Below are 19,498 nucleotides of genomic sequence, written 5' to 3' on the forward strand. Positions count from 1 at the left end.
GCCTGCAAGTGATGTCCGCTATCATACTGGAAATCCCGCCGGGTTAGTCAATATCCAGGAAGGTCTCTTTGCGGCGCGACTTTTTATCCTGATACATCGCATCGTCAGCGGCCCGCAGCGCGCTCTCCATATCCATCGTTTGTGGATCCACGTCGATCACCCCAAAGCTGGCGCCAGGGTAGCTAATCCGGTGCTCTGCGAGGAAGTAAATCCCGCCGAGCTCCTTGCGCAGAGCGGCGATAAACGCCTGCTGTTCTTCGGCTTCGAGGCCCGCGCCGATAATCAAGAACTCGTCACCGCCGAGGCGACCCACCAGATCCCCCTGGCGCACGCGGGCGTTTAAACGCTCGCCGACCTGGACAAGGAAGTTATCGCCGCACGGGTGGCCGAACCGATCGTTGATCGCCTTAAAGTCGTCGAGATCGATGAAGATCAGCAAGATATTGCGCTGCAGTTCCCGCGCGCGCGGGAACATCGTCGAGAGGTGCTTGAACAGCGCGCGACGGTTGGGTAAGCCGGTTAATTCGTCGGTGTAGGAGTGCAGCTCCAGCGCCGAGTTGGCGGCGCGCAGCTGCTCGACCAGCGTCTCTTTCTCAACGTAGTGCGAGATGAGGTTGGCGAACAGGCCCATCACCTGCTCGCCTTCCAGGTTGTAGGGCTGTCTCTGGCGGCTGGTCGCACAGAGCGTGCCGTACAGCGAGCCGTCGGTCAGGCGCACGGGGATACTGAAAAAGGTAGTGATACCGAGCTCCTGGGCGGCAATGCACGAGCGCCAGCGGCTGGCGACGTCGTTGCTGAACAGGCAGTTATCATCGATAGCGCGCTTGCACAGCGACTCGTTCCACGGGACGGAAAAGCCCTCCGGGATCGTCATTTCGCTACTGTTATGCGCATACATAACCAGCTGGCGCTGGGCGCTAAGATCAATTCGGGTCAGATAGGTCGACTCCATTCGGGTCACAAGTTCCAGCATCTCAAGCAGTTGTCGCACCAACAGCTCCAGCGAATGTTCGTTGGCGAGCGTTTGCGAGACGCGAGCAAGAATAAAATCTGACATGAATGTACGGCTCCCGATCGCCGAGCGCTATCGCCGGTAAAAGGCTGAAACGGCTAACAGCGAAAAGTAAACATAGATACAACAAATTTAACACATTAGCGGCGGGAATACCTGCGGTCGCAGTGGGAAAAAAAGCCCCGTCGGGGGCGACGGGGAAAAACTCATTGATTATGGAATGATCTGTTCTCTGGTCAATTCGAGAACAAGGGCTACTCTACGGCGCAAAAGTGTAGTTAAAATGGAGAAATCGTGAAGAATCAGGGCCCTCATCGCGGCGCTGGTCAATAGAAGGAGTCAAAATGAAGTGGATGACAATACTACTGCCGCTGGCGCTGGCCGGATGTGCGAAGCCGACAACGCCGCCGGATGCACCGCCGCCGCCGAAGTCAATCGGCATGGCGAACCCGGCCTCGGTCTACTGCGGCGAGAAGGGCGGTAAGCTGATACCGGTACAGACGCCGCAGGGCGTGCGTAGCGACTGCAGGCTGCCCGGCGGTGAAACCCTCGATGAATGGGAGCTGTGGCGCCGGGATCATCCTGCTAAGGCGTAACCTCGCCGACCGGCAGGTTTTCCAGCCACTCGGCCAGCACCAGCGCGTGGTTTTGCCGGGTATCTTTTGCGGCGTAGATCAGCGTTAGCGGCTGCCGGTGAGCCAGCGTGGCCAGGCGTAGCCCCTCGTCACGATGGCTTTCCAGCTCCCGGCAATACTGCTCGCGGAAGCTGGCGAAGTCGATAGCTTCGCCGTGCAGGGCCTTGCGCAGCTCCGAGGACGGGGTCAGGGTTTTGCACCACTCATCGTAGCGCAGCGCCTCTTTTTTAATCCCCCGAGGCCAAAGCCTGTCGACCAGCACGCGATAGCCGTCGCCGGCGTCGGCCGGATCGTAGACGCGTTTACATTGAATCATCGCTATTCTCCATCCGTTGCATCCAGGCAAGCAGCTGCGGGATCTGCCCGTCGGAAAAAACCGTAATACCCTGTTCGCGCAGCAGGGCGGCCGCCACGCCGGAGCCGGGTTTGCGCTGCCCGCTAAAGGAGCCGTCGTAGATAAACTGGCTGCCGCAGGTCGGGCTGCCGTCGGTGAGCAGCGCCGCCTCGCAGCCCTCCTCCCGGGCGGCCTTCAGCGCCAGCCAGGCGGCCAGCTGATAGTGCGCGGTGACGTCGTGGCCGTCGCTTTCCACGATGCGCCCGCGATTTTGCATCACCTCCGCGCCCTGAGAGTCGACAATTTCCGCCGGCAGTCTCGGCACCGGTAGCCCGGCGGCCAGCTCGGGGCAGTGGATAACCAGCCGGTTTTCGCGCTGCCAGCGCGCCAGAGTCTCGGCCAGCTGCGCCTTGTCGCTGCCGTTATAGCGTACCTGGAACCCCATCAGGCAGGCGCTCACCAGTAGCTTACCGCCGCCGGGGCGGGGCGAAAGCAAACGGGTCGTCCCGTCATCGGCCGTAATGGGAAGTGGTTTTTGCATCGGTCTCTCCGGTATAAAAAATTCACCGTACTGCCTCATTGATTCCGCAGCAGTCGCGGAAGGCTGACGGCAGCGCGTGGCGATACCGATATTATCATCTGCCATCACCGACTACCAAAGCGTCGTCAGGGCGTCGCCGCCGGCGGGCGGCCTGTTGTCAAAGCGGGGAATCCCCCTGGAATCAGGAGTGTTATTTTTCTGTGCGACGCATAGAATAGCTCAGGACACATTGAGTTGTTATTGCTACAAATGGATTTTGCGCTTTAAATCAGCCCGTATCTCTGCGGGTTTTTTTTTGTTTAAAAATGGGACTTTTCTCCGCTATAGCGCTCTTGTAATATATTATTTTACGCCTTCTGAAAATCTCTTATTTATAATAGCGTATTAAAAATGATACCTTAAAAATATATTAAATTTCAGGTGCTATTTTTGATACTTTAAAAGTCCTCGCGATAAATCAGGTTATGTGATCGCCGTATATACATCAGTTTGGCTTAATTTAATAAAATAGCAAAACAAACACAGCAATTTATTACCTGAAACAGAGTCAGTTAAATCTGACTCCTCTCTATATTATTGAGGCCATATTATGGAAAGCGTTCAAAATACCCTCGTTGCTCGCGAAAGCAGCGGCTGGAGAAAAAGTGACACCGTCTGGATGCTGGGGCTGTACGGGACGGCGATTGGTGCCGGGGTGCTTTTTCTGCCGATTAATGCCGGGGGTGGCGGCCTGATTCCGCTGATCATCATGGCCATCCTCGCCTTTCCGATGACCTTTTTTGCCCACCGTGGTTTAACCCGTTTCGTGCTCTCAGGTAAAAATCCTGGCGAAGATATTACCGAAGTGGTGGAGGAGCATTTTGGTGTCGGTGCCGGCAAGCTGATTACCCTGCTGTACTTCTTTGCGATTTACCCGATTCTGCTGGTTTATAGCGTCGCGATCACCAATACCGTCGACAGCTTTATTACCCATCAGCTCGGCCTGGTCTCTCCGCCGCGCGCAATTTTATCGCTGATTTTAATTGTGGGCATGATGGGCATTGTGCGTTTTGGCGAAAAAATGATTGTTAAGGCCATGAGCGTACTGGTATTCCCGTTTGTCGCGGCGCTGATGGTCCTGGCGCTCTATTTGATTCCTCAGTGGAACGGTGCGGTACTGGATACCCTGTCGTTCAGCAGCGCTGCCGCCACCGGTAACGGTCTGTGGATGACGCTGTGGCTGGCTATTCCGGTGATGGTGTTTTCCTTCAACCACTCGCCGATTATCTCCTCCTTCGCGGTAGCGAAACGGGAAGAGTACGGTCAGGACGCCGAACGTAAATGCGCCCGCATCCTCAGCTATGCGCACATCATGATGGTGCTGACGGTGATGTTCTTCGTGTTCAGCTGCGTGCTAAGCCTCTCTCCGGCAAACCTCGCGGAAGCGAAGGCGCAAAACATCTCCATCCTCTCCTATCTGGCAAACCACTTTAACGCGCCGCTGATTGCCTGGATGGCGCCGATTATCGCCATGATCGCGATTACCAAATCCTTCCTCGGCCACTACCTCGGCGCGCGTGAAGGCTTTAACGGTATGGTTATCAAGTCCCTGCGCGGTAAAGGCAAAACCATTGAAATTACCAAACTGAACAAGATCACCGCGCTGTTCATGCTGGTGACTACCTGGATAGTGGCGACCCTCAACCCAAGCATTCTGGGGATGATCGAAACCCTGGGCGGCCCGGTTATCGCCATGATCCTGTTCCTGATGCCGATGTACGCCATCAATAAAGTCCCGGCCATGCGTAAATACAGCGGCCACATCAGCAACGCGTTTGTGGTGGTGATTGGGCTGATTGCCATCTCCGCCATCTTCTACTCTCTGTTCAGCTAAGCTCCCGGCGCCTCCCGTCACGGGAGGCGCATTCGTTTTGCTTTGTAACCCTATGGGTGCCACATGATTAGCGTTTTCGATATTTTTAAAATCAGTATCGGGCCCTCCAGCTCACACACCGTCGGGCCGATGAAAGCGGGAAAACAGTTTGTTGATACCCTGCAGGAAAAGGGCCTGCTGCATAAAGTGACTCGCCTGGTGGTGGACGTCTACGGCTCCCTTTCGTTAACCGGTAAGGGCCACCATACCGATATTGCGATTATTCTTGGACTCTCGGGTTATTTGCCGGATACCGTTGATATCGACGCCATTCCCACGATTATCCGTGATGTTAATACCCTACAGCGTCTGCGTATTGAAGAGGGCCAGCGGGAAATTGAGTTCCCGGTGGTGGAGTGCATGCGTTTTCATAATGAGTTTTTACCGCTGCATGAGAACGGTATGAGCATCACCGCGCTTTGCGACGGAAAAATCGTCCACTTCCAGACCTACTACTCCATCGGCGGCGGCTTTATCGTCACCGAGGAGGAGTTCGGCAAGAGCCAGGATGCGGAGGTCGATATCCCGTTCCCGTTCTACTCCGCGCGCAACCTGCTGGCGCACTGCCACGATAACTGCCTGTCGATTTCTGCGGTGATGATGAAAAATGAGGTTGCCCGCCACGGCAGAGAAAACGTTGAGCAAAATATGGCGAAAATCTGGGAGACCATGAGAAACGCCATTAATCGGGGCATGAGCACCGAAGGCCTTCTGCCGGGGCCGTTAAAGGTGCCGCGTCGCGCCTCCGCGCTGCACCGCGTGCTGGCTCCCCAGAGCCAGTCCATAACGCCGCTCAGCGCGATGGACTGGGTCAATATGTTCGCGATGGCGGTCGGGGAAGAGAACGCCTCCGGCGGCCGGGTGGTCACTGCGCCCACCAACGGCGCCTGCGGTATCGTGCCGGCGGTGCTGGCCTATTACGACCGCTTTATCAAAACGGTGACGCCGGAAATCTATATGCGCTACTTCCTGACCGCCGGCGCGGTAGGCATATTGTACAAAATGAACGCCTCCATTTCCGGCGCGGAAGTTGGCTGCCAGGGGGAGGTGGGCGTGGCGTGTTCCATGGCTTCCGCCGGGCTGGCGGAGCTGCTGGGCGGCAGCCCGGAGAAGGTTTGCATTGCCGCTGAAATCGGCATGGAGCACAACCTTGGGCTGACCTGCGACCCGGTTGCTGGCCAGGTTCAGGTGCCCTGTATCGAGCGCAACGCGATTGCGGCGGTGAAGGCGATCAACTCCGCCAGCATGGCGATGCACCGCACCAGCGATCCGAAGGTTTCGCTGGATAAGGTCATCGATACCATGTTTGAGACGGGCAAAGACATGAACGCCAAGTATCGCGAAACCGCCCGCGGCGGGCTGGCGATTAAAGTCGCGGTCTGCGAATCCTGACGTTTGCTCACGCCGCCTGCGCCGCAGGCGGTTTTTTCGGCCATTCTTTGCCCGCGCGGCTATCTCAGCCGGCGGGCGATTTCCCCCACCAGGCTAGTTTTTTTCCTCTGCTTCCGCCGGCGGAAAAGACCAGACAACGCTGTGAGATGCTGACGAGGTGTACCATTCGTTAATGGTGGCGTTCGCGTCGCTGGCCTTTTCGGCAACGGCGCATTTCTCTTTTGGCGGCTGCGCTTTTTTGCGAATACGGATACGGGGAGGGGCGGTGGCGTTGATTTGCGCATTAAAAGTACGAATGTGCGAATCGAATAAAACGGACTCCAGCTGATGCAAACGATCCAGACCGCGCAATATTCCGATTAGCGTGCTCAGGGTAACAGATTCACCTAATTCTACGCGTTTGATGGTTGCTGCGCCGACCTGCGCACGTTCGGCGAGTTCAATTTGGGAGAGCCCGAGCTGCATACGCGTTTCTTTAATTCTGCGGCACAGTTCAGAGATAATTTCGCTATCGGACATGGTACTGAAACGCATCTTGCTGCCTCTACTGCTTAATAAATCATTACGAATTATTTAACAGGCTAATTTATAAATAAAGTGAATAATTCCTTTTTTGCGAGAGTAATAACACTGTTTTTTTATTTAACAAAGTAGCTACAAAAAGAGCAGGGTAAATAAATAGCGGGAATTGAATAAGATAGTCAAAAAGCGGAGAGGACTTTTAATTTATTTTCAGCGCGGGCAGCGCCTCTCACGCCAAATGCGGATCGCCCGCCGGGCGAAAAATAAGGATTGTGTTCCGTGAGGGAGATCGCTAACCTGAGGCTCCTTGTGTTGCCCGAAAATCGTTCTGACATAAGGACCCTGCTATGAACACTCCCCTGCGTATTGCCCTGGTTGGCGACTACAACCCTGACGTTGTCGCTCACAAAGCGATTCCCCTGGCCATCGACGATGCTGCTGCCGTGCTGGAGCTGCCTCTGCGCTATGACTGGCTGGCAACCAGCGATATCCACGATGCCGAAGCGCTCGCCGACTACGACGCCATCTGGGTGGTTCCCGCCAGCCCCTATAAAAATGCCGCCGGCGCGTTTATCGCGATCCGCTATGCGCGCGAAAACAGTATTCCGTTCCTCGGCACCTGCGGCGGTTTTCAGCACGCGATCGTTGAGTATGCGCGCAACGTCCTGGGCTGGCAGGATGCGGCGCATGCGGAAACGGATAGCGAAGGGCGAATGGTGATTGTGCCGCTGAGCTGCTCGCTGGTGGAGAAAACGGCGGCGATTGAGCTGCGCGCGAATACGCTGATTGCCCGCGCCTACGGCCGCGACAGCATCGAAGAGGGCTATCACTGCAGCTACGGCATTGCCGAGGAGTTTGCCCGCGAGCTGGAGCAGGGTGACCTGCGGGTGACCGGCTGGGACGAAGAGGGGGATATTCGGGCGGTGGAGCTGGTAACGCATCCGTTCTTTGTCGCGACCCTGTTCCAGCACGAGCGCAACGCGCTGGCCGGAAGTCCGTCGCCGCTGGTGCACGCCTTTTTACGCGCCGCCAGCCAATAGCGCGCTCTGACCTCCGCCACGATCCCGGAACGCCGGGGCCGTGGCGGAGGTAAAAAAGAACGTTAGCCGTTAATCTCCCTGGCGCGACCGGCAAGGGCGCCGAATATGGCCATCACCACGGCGGTCAGCGCTACGGCGATGAGCGGAATATGCCAGTCGCCGTTGGCATCATGAATTTTCCCCATCACCGGCGGCCCGCAGGCGGCCAGCAGATAGCCAACGGCCTGCGCCATGCCGGAGAGGGCCGCCGCCTGGTGCGCCGAGCTGGCGCGCAGGCCGATAAAGGTCAGCCCCAGAATCATCGTCGCCCCGGAACCGAAACCAAAGATCAGCGTCCAGAGAACCGCCTGCCCCGGCGCCAGCCACAGCCCGGCCGAGCTGACGGCGCACATCAGCGCCACCAGCACCGCGATACCGCGCTGGTCTTTCAGGCGGTGCAGAATCAGCGGGATCGCGAGACCCGGCGCGGCGGTGGCCAGCTGAAGCAGACCGTGCAGGGAGCCGGCCTGCGCTTCGCTATAGCCGAGGCTCTGCAAAATGGCCGGCAGCCAGCCGATTATCACGTAATACACCAGCGAGTTAATGCCGAGGAACAGCGTCACCTGCCAGGCCAGCGCCGAGCGCCAGATCCCGCGGTTGTGCAGGGCGCCTGACGCGGTCAGCGGGGCGGCGGCCTCTTTGCGCGACTGCGGCAGCCAGATGAACAGCGCCAGCAGCGGGAAGACCATCAGCATCAACAGCGCCCCGCGCCAGCCAAAGCCGGCCAGCGCCAGCGGGACCACCATGGCGGAGCCCAGCGCCGCGGCGGCCCCCATGGTGAGCGAGTAGGCGCCGGTCATTTTAGCTACGTGCTGCGAAAAATCGCGCTTGATTAAGCCCGGCAGCAGCACGTTGCCTAACGCAATCCCGCAGCCTATTACGGCCGTTCCGCCAAACAGCATGGCCGCGGAAGGCAGCGAGCGCAGGCCGATGCCGAGGCAAATCAGCCCCAGCGCGATCAGCAGGCTGCGCTCGATACCAAAGCGGCGGGCAACGCCTGCCGCCAGCGGCGAAACCAGGCCAAAGGCCAGCAGCGGCAGGGTGGTTAACAGCCCGGTTTGGGCGGTGGTCAGCCCGTACTCCGCGCGAATGGCATCGAGCAGCGGGGCGGCGCCGGTAAAGGTCACGCGCAGCGTGGTGGCGATAAATAAAATACCGGCAATCAGCAGCAGATTACGGCGGCCGGCAGAAGGAAGAACAGAACTCATGGCTATCTCAAACGAGTAAACAGGGAGGCTACAATAGCGCGTTTGCCGAATGTTTAAATCAAGCTAAAATGACAGATTATCGCTAATATCGGACAATCTGATGATTGGATTAAATCTTGACGGCTATGACCCGGACAGCGGGCACGAGGCGGCTCTCGCGTTCCATATTCGGGTGGTGGAGGACGAGCAGTTTATTCCGCGCCACCAGCACCGCAAGGGGCAGCTGATCCTCGCGCTGCACGGCGCGCTGACCTGTGAGGTGGAAAGCGGAATGTGGATGGTGCCGCCGCAGTATGCGGTGTGGGTACCGGGCCAGCAGCCCCATAGCAACCGCGCGACGCCGGGGGCGCGGATCTGCTTTTTATTTATCGAGCCGGGAGCGGCTCCGATGCCGCAGCGCAGCTGCACGCTGAAGATCTCTCCGCTGGTGCGGGAGCTGATCCTGACCCTTGCCGGGCGCAGCGCGACCGAGAGCGAGGCTCCCGCCACCCGACGGCTGGTGCAGGTGCTGTTTGACGAGCTGCCGCAGCAGCCGGAGGAGCATCTGCAGCTGCCGGTTTCCGCGCACCCGAAAATCCGCCAGATGGCGGAGCTGATGGCGGTAGCGCCGGCACAGTGGCAAACCCTCGGACAGTGGGCGGCGGAGTTCGCGATGAGCGAGCGCAACCTGGCGCGGCTGGTGGTTCGCGAAACCGGCCTCAGCTTTCGCCGCTGGCGCCATCAGCTGCAGCTGATCCTCGCGCTACAGATGCTGATCCGCGGGCAAACGGTGCAGCAGACCGCGCACGGCCTGGGATATGACTCGACGACCGCCTTTATCACCATGTTCAAAAAGGGCCTCGGCCAGTCTCCCGGACGCTATCTTGCCAGCCTGACTACGACTTTCCGATAAACAGCGAGATGATCCCCGCGGCGATCAGCGGGCCGACGGGCACCCCGCGGAACAGCGCGACGCCGAGGACGGTGCCCACCAGCAGTCCGGCGACCAGCTGCGGCTGCGAGCCCATCAGCGAAATGCCGCGCCCGCCGAGCCAGGAGACAAACACCCCGACGGCGATAGCCAGCAGCGACTTCCAGTTCACGAACGAGTGCAGCAGCGTCGAGGGCGGCAGGGTACCGCTGGCGATAGGCGCCATCACGCCGATGGTTAAAATAATAATACCGATCGTCAGCCCCTGTTTTTCAATCCACGGGAAAAAGACGTTGAGCGGCGTAACGCGCACGATAATCAAAACCAGGATAGAGATTGCCACGGTGGTGTTGTGGCTGATAAAGCCGAGCGCGGCCAGCCCCAGAAGAACGAACAGGGTGGTATCGAACATGTCAGGAGATCCTTGCCAAAATAATAAGCCCGTCTACTTTACGCATAATAGCGTGAATAAACAGGCTTATTTATCATGCCGGCGCGCTTTCTGCTGATGGCCTGGCGCGGCAGAGATGGAGAACCCTCAGGCTTCCCGGCGAAAGGCAACCAGCTCGGGACGGGCGATACGCAGATAGTCTGCCGTATTGAGGATAATTGAGCGGTCCAGCCGCCCGGCGTTAAAGGCGATTTCGCTGAAGTTCTCGAACAGCAGCGGGTCGGCCACCAGGCGCAGCGCCGGATGGAAGCTGAAAGGGGGAATGGCGCCAAAAACGCAGGCCGTCAGCGCATCGACTTCGGCGGGGCTGGCCAGCGAGGCTTTGCTGCCGCCAACGTGCAGCGCCAGGCGCGCGAGATCGGCCTGCTGGTCGGCGGCGAGGATCGCCAGCAGGTGCTGATTGACGCCGTGGCCTTTCACCTTGCAAACCAGCGCCTTCGCCCCTTGTCCGAGCGCGGTGCCGCGAATTTCAGAAACGGCCTCGCATTTCCCCATCGCCTCATGCTCGACCAGCCGGTAGCGGGCCTGGCGCTCGTCGAGCAGCGCCAGCAGCAGTTGGTGGGTGTTCGGTTTTTCAGGTGCGTTCATGCGCGGTTCTCTCCGGGGATAAAACCGCCAGTCTAATCCTCCCCGTGGCGAATGAAAACCGTTGGCGAGCGCCGCATTCTTCCACATTAAATCCATATTTCACTCATTTTATCTGCGTATCGATATGCTGGAATAGTGAAACGTATTACTATCCTTGCGCTGCTTAAAGCGAAAGGAATTTATTAATCAAGCGAACTTTTCTCATTTTCTTTAGTCCTTAATCAGACTAACGAGGTGCTGTTGATAGTGGTAACGAGGTTATGATGATGGAAAACGCAGCGGTGCAGGTATCCCCCCGGAAGTTCAAAAAAATAAGGGAACTGAACAGGCGTCGTAATTATTTTATTAAGAAAGTCCGCAACCTGATGCGTGTTTATATTGCAAAAGCGTTTTGGGACCAGCATACCCGTCGTGAGGCCGACTTCGGCTCGGCGAAAACCGTGCTGCTGATGCGCAACGAAGGCGCCGTTGGGGACGTGGTCGTCGATTCCGCGCTGGTGAAATGCCTGCATGAATCGGGCTATACCGTGGATTTCCTGCTGACCAAATCGAATAGCCAGGTGATGCGCCATAACCCGCGGATCCGCCATATCTATGAGGCTGATAACGTCGACTCCGCCGCTTTTCTGCGGAAATTTACCCACAACGTTCCTCAGTCCGTTATTAATGAGCTGGCAAATAATAAGTACGATATCGTTATTGACCCCTCTTTGTTTGATATGCCCGTACACCGAATGCTGCTGCTTCGACAAATAAAAGCAAAAGCCGTACTCGGTTTTAATAAATGGCCATCTATTAACCATTACACCACCTCGTTTAAATTTGATTGTGAAAACTGGCATGTCAGCAAAACCTTTGATTTTATTGCTGAGCATATGCAGCTGGATAAGAAACATCTCGGGACCTACGACCTGCATATTCCGCAGGATGTCCACCAGCAGGTTCGCCAGCATCTGGCCGCTATTGAGGGGCCCAAAGCGGTGGTGAACATTTTTGCCGGCCATCAGGACCGCAGCCTGTCGCAGGAGCAGCTGTCGGCGCTGATCGCCAGGCTGCAGGCGGAGTATCCTCGGGTCAACGTTATTCTGCTCGACCATCGCAACGAAATTCGCATTCCGCTTGCGGAAAAGGTGAGCGTCAATCCGTTTAAAACCCTGCACCACGCGATGGCGCTGATTGCCGAAGCCGACCTGGTTATCTCGCCGGATACGTCGATCGTGCACATGGCGGCGGCGTGGAAGAAACCGCTGGTTGCGGTCTACAAAGATGTGCAGATGAACAACCGCCTGTGGGCGCCGGGGTACGACAACGCCCGGCAGATCATCGTTAAATGCGGCAAGGTGCACCAGCAGCACGATCTTGCCGACCTGATCGTCGCGCAGATCGATCCCCAGGTGCTGAAGAGCCGCTAGGCGCAGCACCGATTCGGATTGCGGCCCCGCGCTAAAGACGGCGCCGGATCCGAAGCCCGCCACGGGATGCTCACGCCGCCGGTTTTAGCACGCGCCCGGCGACCGCAACCGTCGCGGGGCGCTATACCCGCTCGATCCTCGCCGGTAGCCCCTGACGTACCGCCGCGCCGGAGACCCAGTCCAGCCAGGTATTACTCACCCTGCGGGTCGGGTCCGCAAACCCCAGATCGTTCAGGTTCACCCCCGATCCTACCTGCGGGCTAAACGACAGCGGTTCGCCGTCCAGCGTATGCTGCGCCGCCCCCAACTCCCGATGTCCGTAGCCGTGCTCGATAGCGATAACCCCCGGCATCACGCCGTGCAGCAGGCTGATCCCCGCCTCTACCTCGCCGCCGGGGGTGATAATGCGCACCCTGTCGCCGTGCGCCACGCCGAAACGCTGGCCGTCGAGGGGATTCATCGCCACCAGGTTGAGCGGCTTAAGGTGGTGCTGCCGGGGGATCGTCGTCGAGGCGCTGCCCATGGTGTTCGACTTAAAGGAGATAAGCTTCAGCGGCCACTGCCTGGGCGGAAAAAGCTCATCGATAGCGCGGCCGTCGGAGAGCCTGGGCGGATACCACGTCGGGCAGCCGCTGTAGCGCTCGCCGGTAATAGCGTGACGATGGGCGGCCACCTCCGCGTTCCAGATCTGCAGCGGTTTTTCCCAGCTAGTGCCTATCTGGTTGCCGCTGCGCCCGCTTTTGTCGGGGGCGAAACGGCCCCCGCGCGAGTAGATAAAGGCCACCCGGCTCACCTCATCGGATTTCAGCGTCTGCGCCATAAGCGGCAGAATACGCTCAACGCCGGTCAGGGTGAGGTCCTCCTGGATGGCCTCGGCGACCGGGGTTTTGCCCATAAACGCGATGTTGGCAGCCATGCGCAGGTAGTAATCCTCGGCGCGATTCAGCGGGTAGCTGTTGCCCTCGGCGTCGGTAATCGCACGATCGCCGAACCCCGGCAGATCCAGGCGCCGGGCGACCGCGATGCAAAAAGACTCCATCGAGATCGGCTGACCGTCGGCGCTACGCGCGGTCGCCGACGGAACAATGGGCCAGCGCGCGGTGCTGGCTTTGCTGGCAACCCCGGCCCACGGGGCGCTGAATCCCCAGCTTTCGAAATTATGCGTATCCGGCACGATGTAATCGGCCAGGGCGGTGGTTTCGTTCATAAAGGCATCAATGGCGATAAACAGCGGCAGGCGCTGCGGATCCTTGAGCTTCTCCTCCGCCACGGCCCGCAGGCCAGGAATGCCGTACAGCGGGTTGGTCATGTTGGAGATCCACGCCTTCAGCGGATAAGGATACCCCTCCAGCGCCGAGCTCAGCAGCTCGGTCAACTGCCCGGCAACGAACGGGTACCACGGGGCCTTCGCCGGGAAGGGGGAGATCCCGGCCGCCACCTTGTCGCGGTACTCTTCGGAGGATTCATACGCCGTTTTACTGCGCGCAATGCTCAGCCCTTTGGGCTTCACCTTGCCAGGGAAACTCTCCAGATTGTAGCGCGGGCCGTCGGTTGCACCGTTGAAGCGGCCGCCGCCGACGAAGACCCCGCCCTGCAAGCTAAGGTTGCCAATTAGCGCGTTGAGCATCATCACCGCCCAGGCGTTGTAAAAACCGTTGCCTGCCATCATCCCGCCGTGGGTGATAACCGCCGCCCGGCGTCCGTGGCGGGTAAAGGCATCCGCCAGAGCGATGATTTTTTCCTCCGGCACGCCGCACCGCTGGCCGTATTGCGCCATCGTCAGCTTTTCGGCCGACTCTTTCAGGCAGAGGAAGCTGCTTTTCACCGTCACTTCGCGCCCGTCGGCAAGCGTGACCCGGCGGGAGACCAGCAGCTGCGCGCGCGGGCAGGTGGCGGCGGAGACCAGCTCGCCGGCCTCGTTAACGACCACCGGCTCATCGGCGCCGCCGGCGCTCAGATGGGCGAGAGTTAAATGCTGTCCTGCCAGACCCGGGATCTCATCGGTTATCACCAGATGGCTGGCGTTGGTGGTGCTTTTTTCTCCGGCCTGGCGCATCGCCTGCGCGCCGGGCATCGCCAGATAATCGGCGTTAAAGCGCTGGTTTTCGATTATCCAGCGGATCATCGCCATCGCCAGCGCCGAATCGCTGCCGGGGATCACCGGCAGCCAGCGGCCGCGATCGTCGGCCATCACCGTGGTCAACGGCAGCGCCGGAGCGACCACCACGTAGCGAAAGTCGCTACGCAGGCGGGCGCTGGCGAGCTGCCTCGCCTGGCGCTTAAAGGGGTTGCCGGACTGGGCGGGGGAGGTGCCTATAAACAGCGCGAACTCAACGTGCTCCCAGTCGGGTTTCACGTGCGGGTTTTTATCCAGATCGCCCATCAGCGCACCGGAGCCTGCGCGGTAGGCCAGGCCGCAGTATGAGCCGTGGGCGCCAAAGTTTTTGCTGCCAAAGCTGTTCAGCGCAAAGCGGCGTAGAAAGGTATCGCGACCGTCGTCGCTGGTATTGGTGACCAGCAGCTGGTTGCTTTTGGGGCCGAACCCGGGATGCTGCGGGTCCACCGGCGTTGTCGGGGCATGGATGGCGCGCAGGCCCTCAACGTGGCCCTCGCCAAACAGATCGCCGCCTTCCACCACCTCGTGGATCAGCTGTTTAAAACTGATGCGCTGCCATCGGCCTTCGCCGCGTTTACCTGCGCGCTTCATCGGTTGCAGAATGCGCAGCGGGCTGTAGAGCCCTTCCAGCAGCGTTGCGCCCCGCGCGCAGGCGGTGGAGCGGCCGTCGAGGCCGCTTTCGCCCGCCAGCTGCTGCATTGCGCTGGCAAAAGGAACCGCCGAATCTACGTGCTGCTCGTGCGACAGCGGATGATAGGGGTTGCCGGCAATGCGCAGCGCCTTATGGCTTTGACGATCGACGCGAACCCGCACGCCGCACTGGGTCCAGCAGCCGAAGCACTGGGTCATGGAGATGACCTGCTGCGGGTTTTGCTGCCAGCGGGGCCGCGCGTTCGCTTCAGGGATCAGCGCATTGCCAAAGATGCGGTCGCGGGTGATTTTACCGGACGTGCCGTTGAGCAAGCCGTCGAGGGCGCGTCTGGCAACCTCCCGATAGCTGAGGGCGAAGGTTGCCATACCGCCGACGGCCAGGCCGACTTTGAGCCACTGGCGACGGGTTAAATTAGCCATGTTGCACTCTCCTTGCGAGGCCGTTTACGGTTTCGCGCACAATAATCAGCAGCGCCACCCACAGGCCAAATGTGCCGAGGATCGCCAGCCAGCCGTCGGTGCCGGCGGGCAGGGTATAGGGATTAAACCCGGCGTTGAATTTCGGAATCCTTTGTACCTGGATAAGCAGCGTCCAGCGGATCAGCCAGCACAGCGCCATCGCCACGACCGCCAGCGCCCCGCGCGCGTGCAGCGCCAGCGGACGGCGAAGCGCGAGGCCGCAGCAGGCCAGCGATGCCGCCCACAGCAGCGCCCAGCCGGCGGCGTAGCCCCTCGCCGACGGTGAGACCGCCAGCCACTGACGAATGGCGTGGCCGGAGAGCGTGTCGCCGCTGAGCCAAATGATGACCACCGCAGCCAGCAGGATCAGGGCCGCGAGCTGCCGCTGCGCCAGCCGCCGCTGCAGGTGAAAATCATCCCCCGCGGCCACCGCTATCAGGCTGAAAAAGGCCTGCAGCGCGCTGAGGAACATCACGACGGGCAGGGCGTAGCTGAACCACACCGGGCGGGCCAGCACCACCGATACCTCGCGGCCGGTGTAGAGCAGCAGACCGACCGCCAGCAGGGCGCTGGCGAGGGCTAACCATTTTGTGACGATGTAACTTTTACGCCACAGCCGCTGCGCCAGCAGCGCGAGGAACCACAGCCCGAGAAACAGGGTAAACAGCGGTAAAAACAGGGCTCCCCACGGCATCCACGACCACGGAGTGGGCCAGGCATAAAAGTGCCAGAAGCGGGCGGTCTGATGGAGATCCGCGGTGAGCGCGAGCGGGGCGGTTATCGCGCAGGTCAGGGTAATCAGCAGCGTCAGGTATTCCAGCTTTTCGCTGCTCCCGGCGCGCCAGCGCAACGCGCAGGCAAACAGCGCCCCGCAGGCGGCAATGCCGATAAAAAAGAAATACTGCACTGCCCACGGGAGCCAGCTCACCTCCTGCGGCTGGGTCAGAACCTCTGCAATCAGCGCTGAATGCGACATTTAAACCTCCTGCCAGAGAGCGGGCTGCGCCCGTCCCATCAATGGGCTAACAAACGCCGCGTCCAGCCCCAGATAGAACACGTGGGGGGCGGTGCCGTTCTCCGGTTTCAGCACCCTGATGTCGTCGTGATGCTGGTGAAGCATCTGCGCGATGCGGCTGTGCGGATCCTTGATATCGCCGATGATGCGTGCCCCGCCCACGCAGGACTCCACGCAGGCGGGAAGCAGCCCGGCCTCAAGGCGGTGGACGCAGAAGGTACATTTATCGGCGGTTTGCGTCTCATGGTTAATAAAGCGCGCGTCGTAGGGGCAGGCCTGCACGCAGTAGGCGCAGCCGACGCAGCGGGTGTTGTCCACTACCACGATCCCGTCCTCGCGCTGAAAGGTCGCCTGCACCGGACACACCGGGACGCAGGGCGGGCTATCGCAGTGGTTGCACAGGCGCGGCAGCAGCACGTTGGTCACCTCATCCGCCAGCCGCACCTGATACTGATTGACGTGGGTACGAAACTCCCCCTGCGGAGTCTGGTTTTCTATCGCGCAGCTGACGGTACAGGCCTGGCAGCCGATGCAGCGGCGCAGATCGACCAGCATCGCGTAGCGCCGCTGCGCAGACCCGCCGTGACGCTCCGGCGACAGGGGGAATTTTGCCTGCGCCAGCGGCACCAGCGAGGCGCCAGCGGTCAGAACGCCCAGCTGCTGGAGAAACTGCCGTTTACTGCTGTCCATATTTTCTCCCCTCACGCGGCAACAACGAAACATGGGTCACGCCGTTGGTTTACGTATGATGAATAAACAATGTCGATGATTTACAGTGTAAAAATCGCCGCCGGGCGGCTCTATTGTGGTTAACCACATACCCGGCGGCTTGTTGATCTAAAACAACATAATCGGCATGGATGATGGGGTGAGAGAGAAAACGGTGAGATCTCTGGCGTTACTGGGGCTGGCGTGGCTGCTGAGCGGCGCGGCGTGGGCGGGGTCATGGCAGGTGGGCGTCCTCGCGATGCGCGGAGAGGAGGCCACGCGCGGCCACTGGCTGCCGCTGGAGGCACAGCTCAATCAGCAGCTGCCGGGCGAACGGTTTCATATTCTGCCGCTGGATTTGCCGCAGATGCAGGCGGCGGTGAGCAGCGGCAGCGTGCAGTTTGTGGTGACCAACCCCGCGCAGTTTGTGCAGCTGAACAGCCACGCGTCGCTGCGCTGGCTGGCCTCCCTGCGCTCTTCGCCCGCAGCGGGCAACGTCACCGGCAGCGCGATCCTCGTGCGCCGCGACGGCGGGATCGCCGCCGTTCATGATTTGATCGGCAAAACGGTGGGCGCCATCGACCCGCTGGCTTTCGGCGGCTATCTGCTGGGGTACAAGGCGCTGAGCGATAGCGGCCTGCGCCCCGAGCGCGACCTTCGCCTGACGTTTAGCGGCTTTCCCGCCGATGCGCTGATCTATCTCCTGCGCGAAAAGGCGATCGACGCGGCGATTGTCCCGGTGTGTCTGCTGGAGAAAATGGACCACGAGGGGCTGATAAATAAAAGCGATTTCGTCGCCCTGATAAAGCGGCCGACCGCCATTCCCTGCTTAACCAGCACGCCGCTCTATCCCGACTGGTCGTTTGCCGCGCTGCCTGCGGTGAGCGATGCCCTCGCCGACAGGGTCACCCGCGCGCTGTTTAATGCGCCGCAGCAGGCGGCATTTCACTGGGGGGCCCCGGCGTCTACCGCCGAGGTTGAGGCCCTGCTGCGTGAGGTGCAGCAGCATCCGCAGCAGCGGCGTCTGTGGCTGGACGTTAAAAGCTGGCTGATTCAGCATCGGCTGCTGATGGGCTCCGCGGCGCTGGCGCTGCTCCTGCTGACGCTGAACTACGTCTGGGTGATGCTGCTGGTGCGCCGGCGCGGCAGGCAGCTTGAGCGTAATGGCGTCCAGCTGCGCCAGCAGGAGCAGGCGCTGGCGACGGCAAGGCAGATGAGCGTGCTGGGGGAGATGACCTCCGGTTTCGCCCATGAGCTGAACCAGCCGCTTTCGGCTATTCGCCATTACGCGCAGGGCTGCGCGATCCGTCTGCAGGCCGAGGATCGGCAGCATCCGTTACTGCCCGCGCTGGAGCATATTGACCAGCAGGCGCAGCGCGGGGCCGATACCGTGCGTAATCTGCGCCGCTGGGTCAGCCAGGCGCAGGGAAACCCCGTCCCGACGGACGAGTGGGAGAGCATCGCCGTTGGCGATGCGCTGCAGCACGTCTGGCAGCTGTTAGGCATGGCGCAGCATTTTCCCGCGCTGGCGCTGCACAACGGAGCCCGCGGCGACCTGAGGATAACCCTGCCGCCGGTTCTGCTGGAGCAGGTGCTGGCTAACCTGATCCTCAACGCCGCGCAGGCGGGCGCCACGGCGGTGTGGCTTGAGGCGACTGGCGAAGCCGGCGGCCTGCGCATCACGCTGCAGGACAACGGGGGCGGAATTGATGACGCGCTGATGCAGCAGGTTTTCCAGCCGTTTGTGACCAGCCGCCGGGAGGGCATGGGGCTGGGGCTGGTGATTTGCCAGCGGCTGGTGCGCTACTGTCAGGGGGAGATAGCGATCGTCAACCGGGCGGCGCCCGACGGGCTGGCCGGAGCGGCTGTGATACTGGATTTCACCCATCGGGAGGAGAAGCGCGACAATGGCGATAATACATCTGCTGGATGATGACGTGGCGGTGACCCGCGCCTGCGCCTTTCTGCTGGAAAGCCTCGGCTACGCGGTGCGGTGCTGGGAGCAGGGCGAAAGGTTTCTGGCCGAGGCCGATCTGTATCAGCACGGCGTGCTGCTGCTGGATATGCGCATGCCGGTGCTGGACGGCCAGCGGGTGCATGAGGCCCTGCGACGGCGCGAAAGCACCCTGGCGGTGGTGTTTCTGACCGGCCACGGCGACGTACCGATGGCCGTGGAGCAGATGAAGCGCGGGGCGGTGGATTTTTTGCAGAAGCCCGTTTCGGCTCAGGCGCTGCAAACGGGGCTGGAACACGCGCTGGCGGTCTCTTCGACGGCGATCTCCCGGCGCCAGATAGTGAACTGCTATCAGCAGCTCACGGCGAAGGAGCGCCAGCTGCTTGGGCTGGTGGTAAAAGGGCTGATCAACCGCGAGATTGCCGAAGCGATGAGCATCGCCGTGCGTACGGTTGAGGTGCATCGCGCAAGGGTCATGGAAAAGATGCAGGCCGGCAGTCTCGCGGAGCTGGTCAGCAGGGTACAGGCCGTGCCCGATACCCTGCGCGGGGAGGCCACGGGGAGATAGCCCCGGCCGATCCGGCGGCGCGCGTGCTCAA

Annotated in this window: 18 protein-coding genes; 8 read left to right on the forward strand and 10 right to left on the reverse strand. The window is 60.4% G+C overall.

The genetic code is table 11. From position 1 onward, the window contains the following. Positions 1-43: 43 nt before the first annotated feature. Positions 44-1,057, reverse strand: a complete 1,014-nt coding sequence (locus tag RTE01_RS04340; protein WP_134525605.1) for a GGDEF domain-containing protein — start codon at positions 1,055-1,057, stop codon at positions 44-46. Between the two features lie 299 nt (positions 1,058-1,356). Here RTE01_RS04340 and RTE01_RS04345 point away from each other — a divergent pair, with 299 nt between their 5' ends. Further along, positions 1,357-1,608, forward strand: coding sequence for a putative hemolysin (locus tag RTE01_RS04345; protein ID WP_041145048.1), 252 nt, complete (start codon positions 1,357-1,359; stop codon positions 1,606-1,608). On the opposite strand, the gene RTE01_RS04350 is transcribed toward RTE01_RS04345, so the two are convergent. After that, positions 1,598-1,963, reverse strand: coding sequence for a DUF488 domain-containing protein (locus RTE01_RS04350; RefSeq protein ID WP_134525607.1), 366 nt, complete (start codon positions 1,961-1,963; stop codon positions 1,598-1,600). The two genes, RTE01_RS04345 and RTE01_RS04350, sit on opposite strands and share 11 nt — an antisense overlap. Then, positions 1,950-2,426 (reverse strand): 2-thiouracil desulfurase family protein, encoded by a 477-nt coding sequence (locus RTE01_RS04355; RefSeq protein ID WP_041147582.1) that lies wholly within the window; start codon positions 2,424-2,426, stop codon positions 1,950-1,952. The genes RTE01_RS04350 and RTE01_RS04355 overlap by 14 nt, the downstream gene beginning before the upstream one ends. Positions 2,427-3,111: 685 nt before the next feature. Between RTE01_RS04355 and RTE01_RS04360 the strand changes: the two genes are divergently transcribed. Both RTE01_RS04360 and RTE01_RS04365 read left to right on the forward strand, forming a co-directional pair. Further along, positions 3,112-4,395, forward strand: coding sequence for an HAAAP family serine/threonine permease (locus RTE01_RS04360; RefSeq protein WP_041145050.1), 1,284 nt, complete (start codon positions 3,112-3,114; stop codon positions 4,393-4,395). 63 nt (positions 4,396-4,458) lie between these two features. Then, entirely contained in the window at positions 4,459-5,826 is a 1,368-nt protein-coding gene (locus tag RTE01_RS04365) for an L-serine ammonia-lyase (protein WP_123551265.1), read from the forward strand. A 93-nt stretch (positions 5,827-5,919) separates the two neighbouring features. Here RTE01_RS04365 and RTE01_RS04370 read toward each other — a convergent pair whose 3' ends face one another. Beyond that, on the reverse strand, positions 5,920-6,360 hold the full coding sequence (locus RTE01_RS04370; RefSeq protein WP_134525609.1) for a helix-turn-helix domain-containing protein: 441 nt from the start codon (positions 6,358-6,360) through the stop codon (positions 5,920-5,922). Positions 6,361-6,695: 335 nt separating this feature from the next. Here RTE01_RS04370 and RTE01_RS04375 point away from each other — a divergent pair, with 335 nt between their 5' ends. Continuing rightward, entirely contained in the window at positions 6,696-7,388 is a 693-nt protein-coding gene (locus RTE01_RS04375; RefSeq protein WP_041145053.1) for a CTP synthase C-terminal region-related (seleno)protein, read from the forward strand. Between the two features lie 62 nt (positions 7,389-7,450). On the opposite strand, the gene RTE01_RS04380 is transcribed toward RTE01_RS04375, so the two are convergent. Continuing rightward, complete coding sequence (locus RTE01_RS04380) at positions 7,451-8,635, reverse strand: CynX/NimT family MFS transporter (protein WP_041145054.1); 1,185 nt, start codon at positions 8,633-8,635, stop codon at positions 7,451-7,453. A 97-nt stretch (positions 8,636-8,732) separates the two neighbouring features. Here RTE01_RS04380 and RTE01_RS04385 point away from each other — a divergent pair, with 97 nt between their 5' ends. Then, positions 8,733-9,527: an AraC family transcriptional regulator gene (locus tag RTE01_RS04385; RefSeq protein ID WP_166793773.1), complete on the forward strand. Its 795-nt coding sequence runs from the start codon at positions 8,733-8,735 to the stop codon at positions 9,525-9,527. Here the strand turns inward: RTE01_RS04385 and RTE01_RS04390 are convergent. Further along, positions 9,511-9,957 carry a DUF441 domain-containing protein gene (locus RTE01_RS04390; protein ID WP_041145056.1) on the reverse strand — a complete coding sequence of 149 codons (447 nt, stop codon included), beginning with the start codon at positions 9,955-9,957 and terminating at the stop codon, positions 9,511-9,513. The two genes, RTE01_RS04385 and RTE01_RS04390, sit on opposite strands and share 17 nt — an antisense overlap. 126 nt (positions 9,958-10,083) lie before the next feature. Then, on the reverse strand, positions 10,084-10,584 hold the full coding sequence (locus tag RTE01_RS04395) for a YbaK/prolyl-tRNA synthetase associated domain-containing protein (RefSeq protein ID WP_041145057.1): 501 nt from the start codon (positions 10,582-10,584) through the stop codon (positions 10,084-10,086). Positions 10,585-10,847: 263 nt separating this feature from the next. Here RTE01_RS04395 and RTE01_RS04400 point away from each other — a divergent pair, with 263 nt between their 5' ends. Next, entirely contained in the window at positions 10,848-11,996 is a 1,149-nt protein-coding gene (locus RTE01_RS04400) for a glycosyltransferase family 9 protein (protein ID WP_134528452.1), read from the forward strand. Between the two features lie 121 nt (positions 11,997-12,117). On the opposite strand, the gene ttrA is transcribed toward RTE01_RS04400, so the two are convergent. Genes ttrA through ttrB form a run of 3 tightly spaced genes read right to left on the reverse strand, consistent with a single transcriptional unit; the run spans position 12,118 to position 16,927 of the window. After that, positions 12,118-15,183 carry a tetrathionate reductase subunit TtrA gene (gene ttrA, locus RTE01_RS04405; RefSeq protein WP_134525613.1) on the reverse strand — a complete coding sequence of 1,022 codons (3,066 nt, stop codon included), beginning with the start codon at positions 15,181-15,183 and terminating at the stop codon, positions 12,118-12,120. Beyond that, positions 15,176-16,198 carry a tetrathionate reductase subunit TtrC gene (gene ttrC / locus RTE01_RS04410; RefSeq protein WP_141334724.1) on the reverse strand — a complete coding sequence of 341 codons (1,023 nt, stop codon included), beginning with the start codon at positions 16,196-16,198 and terminating at the stop codon, positions 15,176-15,178. Before ttrC ends, ttrA begins: the two co-directional genes overlap by 8 nt. Beyond that, positions 16,199-16,927 (reverse strand): tetrathionate reductase subunit TtrB, encoded by a 729-nt coding sequence (ttrB, locus tag RTE01_RS04415; RefSeq protein ID WP_041145060.1) that lies wholly within the window; start codon positions 16,925-16,927, stop codon positions 16,199-16,201. Positions 16,928-17,105: 178 nt separating this feature from the next. Between ttrB and ttrS the strand changes: the two genes are divergently transcribed. After that, positions 17,106-18,878 (forward strand): tetrathionate respiration histidine kinase TtrS, encoded by a 1,773-nt coding sequence (ttrS, locus tag RTE01_RS04420; protein ID WP_134525615.1) that lies wholly within the window; start codon positions 17,106-17,108, stop codon positions 18,876-18,878. Next, the gene (ttrR, locus tag RTE01_RS04425; RefSeq protein WP_041147584.1) at positions 18,853-19,467 is read left to right on the forward strand and encodes a tetrathionate respiration response regulator TtrR; all 615 of its coding nucleotides are present in this window, start codon (positions 18,853-18,855) and stop codon (positions 19,465-19,467) included. The genes ttrS and ttrR overlap by 26 nt, the downstream gene beginning before the upstream one ends. Positions 19,468-19,498 lie beyond the last annotated feature (31 nt).

Origin of the sequence: Klebsiella terrigena (assembly GCF_006539725.1) — a bacterium.
In the GTDB taxonomy this organism is placed as follows: domain Bacteria; phylum Pseudomonadota; class Gammaproteobacteria; order Enterobacterales; family Enterobacteriaceae; genus Klebsiella; species Klebsiella terrigena.

Bases quoted from the DNA above. Each gene is read 5' to 3' on its own strand.
- RTE01_RS04355 (WP_041147582.1), bottom strand. From the start codon at position 2,426: ATGGGGTTCCAGGTACGCTATAACGGCAGCGACAAGGCGCAGCTGGCC.
- RTE01_RS04375 (WP_041145053.1), top strand. From the start codon at position 6,696: ATGAACACTCCCCTGCGTATTGCCCTGGTTGGCGACTACAACCCTGAC.
- RTE01_RS04345 (WP_041145048.1), top strand. From the start codon at position 1,357: ATGAAGTGGATGACAATACTACTGCCGCTGGCGCTGGCCGGATGTGCG.
- RTE01_RS04350 (WP_134525607.1), bottom strand. From the start codon at position 1,963: ATGATTCAATGTAAACGCGTCTACGATCCGGCCGACGCCGGCGACGGC.
- RTE01_RS04365 (WP_123551265.1), top strand. From the start codon at position 4,459: ATGATTAGCGTTTTCGATATTTTTAAAATCAGTATCGGGCCCTCCAGC.
- ttrA (WP_134525613.1), bottom strand. From the start codon at position 15,183: ATGGCTAATTTAACCCGTCGCCAGTGGCTCAAAGTCGGCCTGGCCGTC.
- ttrR (WP_041147584.1), top strand. From the start codon at position 18,853: ATGGCGATAATACATCTGCTGGATGATGACGTGGCGGTGACCCGCGCC.
- RTE01_RS04380 (WP_041145054.1), bottom strand. From the start codon at position 8,635: ATGAGTTCTGTTCTTCCTTCTGCCGGCCGCCGTAATCTGCTGCTGATT.
- RTE01_RS04370 (WP_134525609.1), bottom strand. From the start codon at position 6,360: ATGCGTTTCAGTACCATGTCCGATAGCGAAATTATCTCTGAACTGTGC.
- RTE01_RS04395 (WP_041145057.1), bottom strand. From the start codon at position 10,584: ATGAACGCACCTGAAAAACCGAACACCCACCAACTGCTGCTGGCGCTG.
- RTE01_RS04360 (WP_041145050.1), top strand. From the start codon at position 3,112: ATGGAAAGCGTTCAAAATACCCTCGTTGCTCGCGAAAGCAGCGGCTGG.
- RTE01_RS04400 (WP_134528452.1), top strand. From the start codon at position 10,848: ATGATGGAAAACGCAGCGGTGCAGGTATCCCCCCGGAAGTTCAAAAAA.
- ttrB (WP_041145060.1), bottom strand. From the start codon at position 16,927: ATGGACAGCAGTAAACGGCAGTTTCTCCAGCAGCTGGGCGTTCTGACC.
- ttrC (WP_141334724.1), bottom strand. From the start codon at position 16,198: ATGTCGCATTCAGCGCTGATTGCAGAGGTTCTGACCCAGCCGCAGGAG.
- RTE01_RS04390 (WP_041145056.1), bottom strand. From the start codon at position 9,957: ATGTTCGATACCACCCTGTTCGTTCTTCTGGGGCTGGCCGCGCTCGGC.
- RTE01_RS04340 (WP_134525605.1), bottom strand. From the start codon at position 1,057: ATGTCAGATTTTATTCTTGCTCGCGTCTCGCAAACGCTCGCCAACGAA.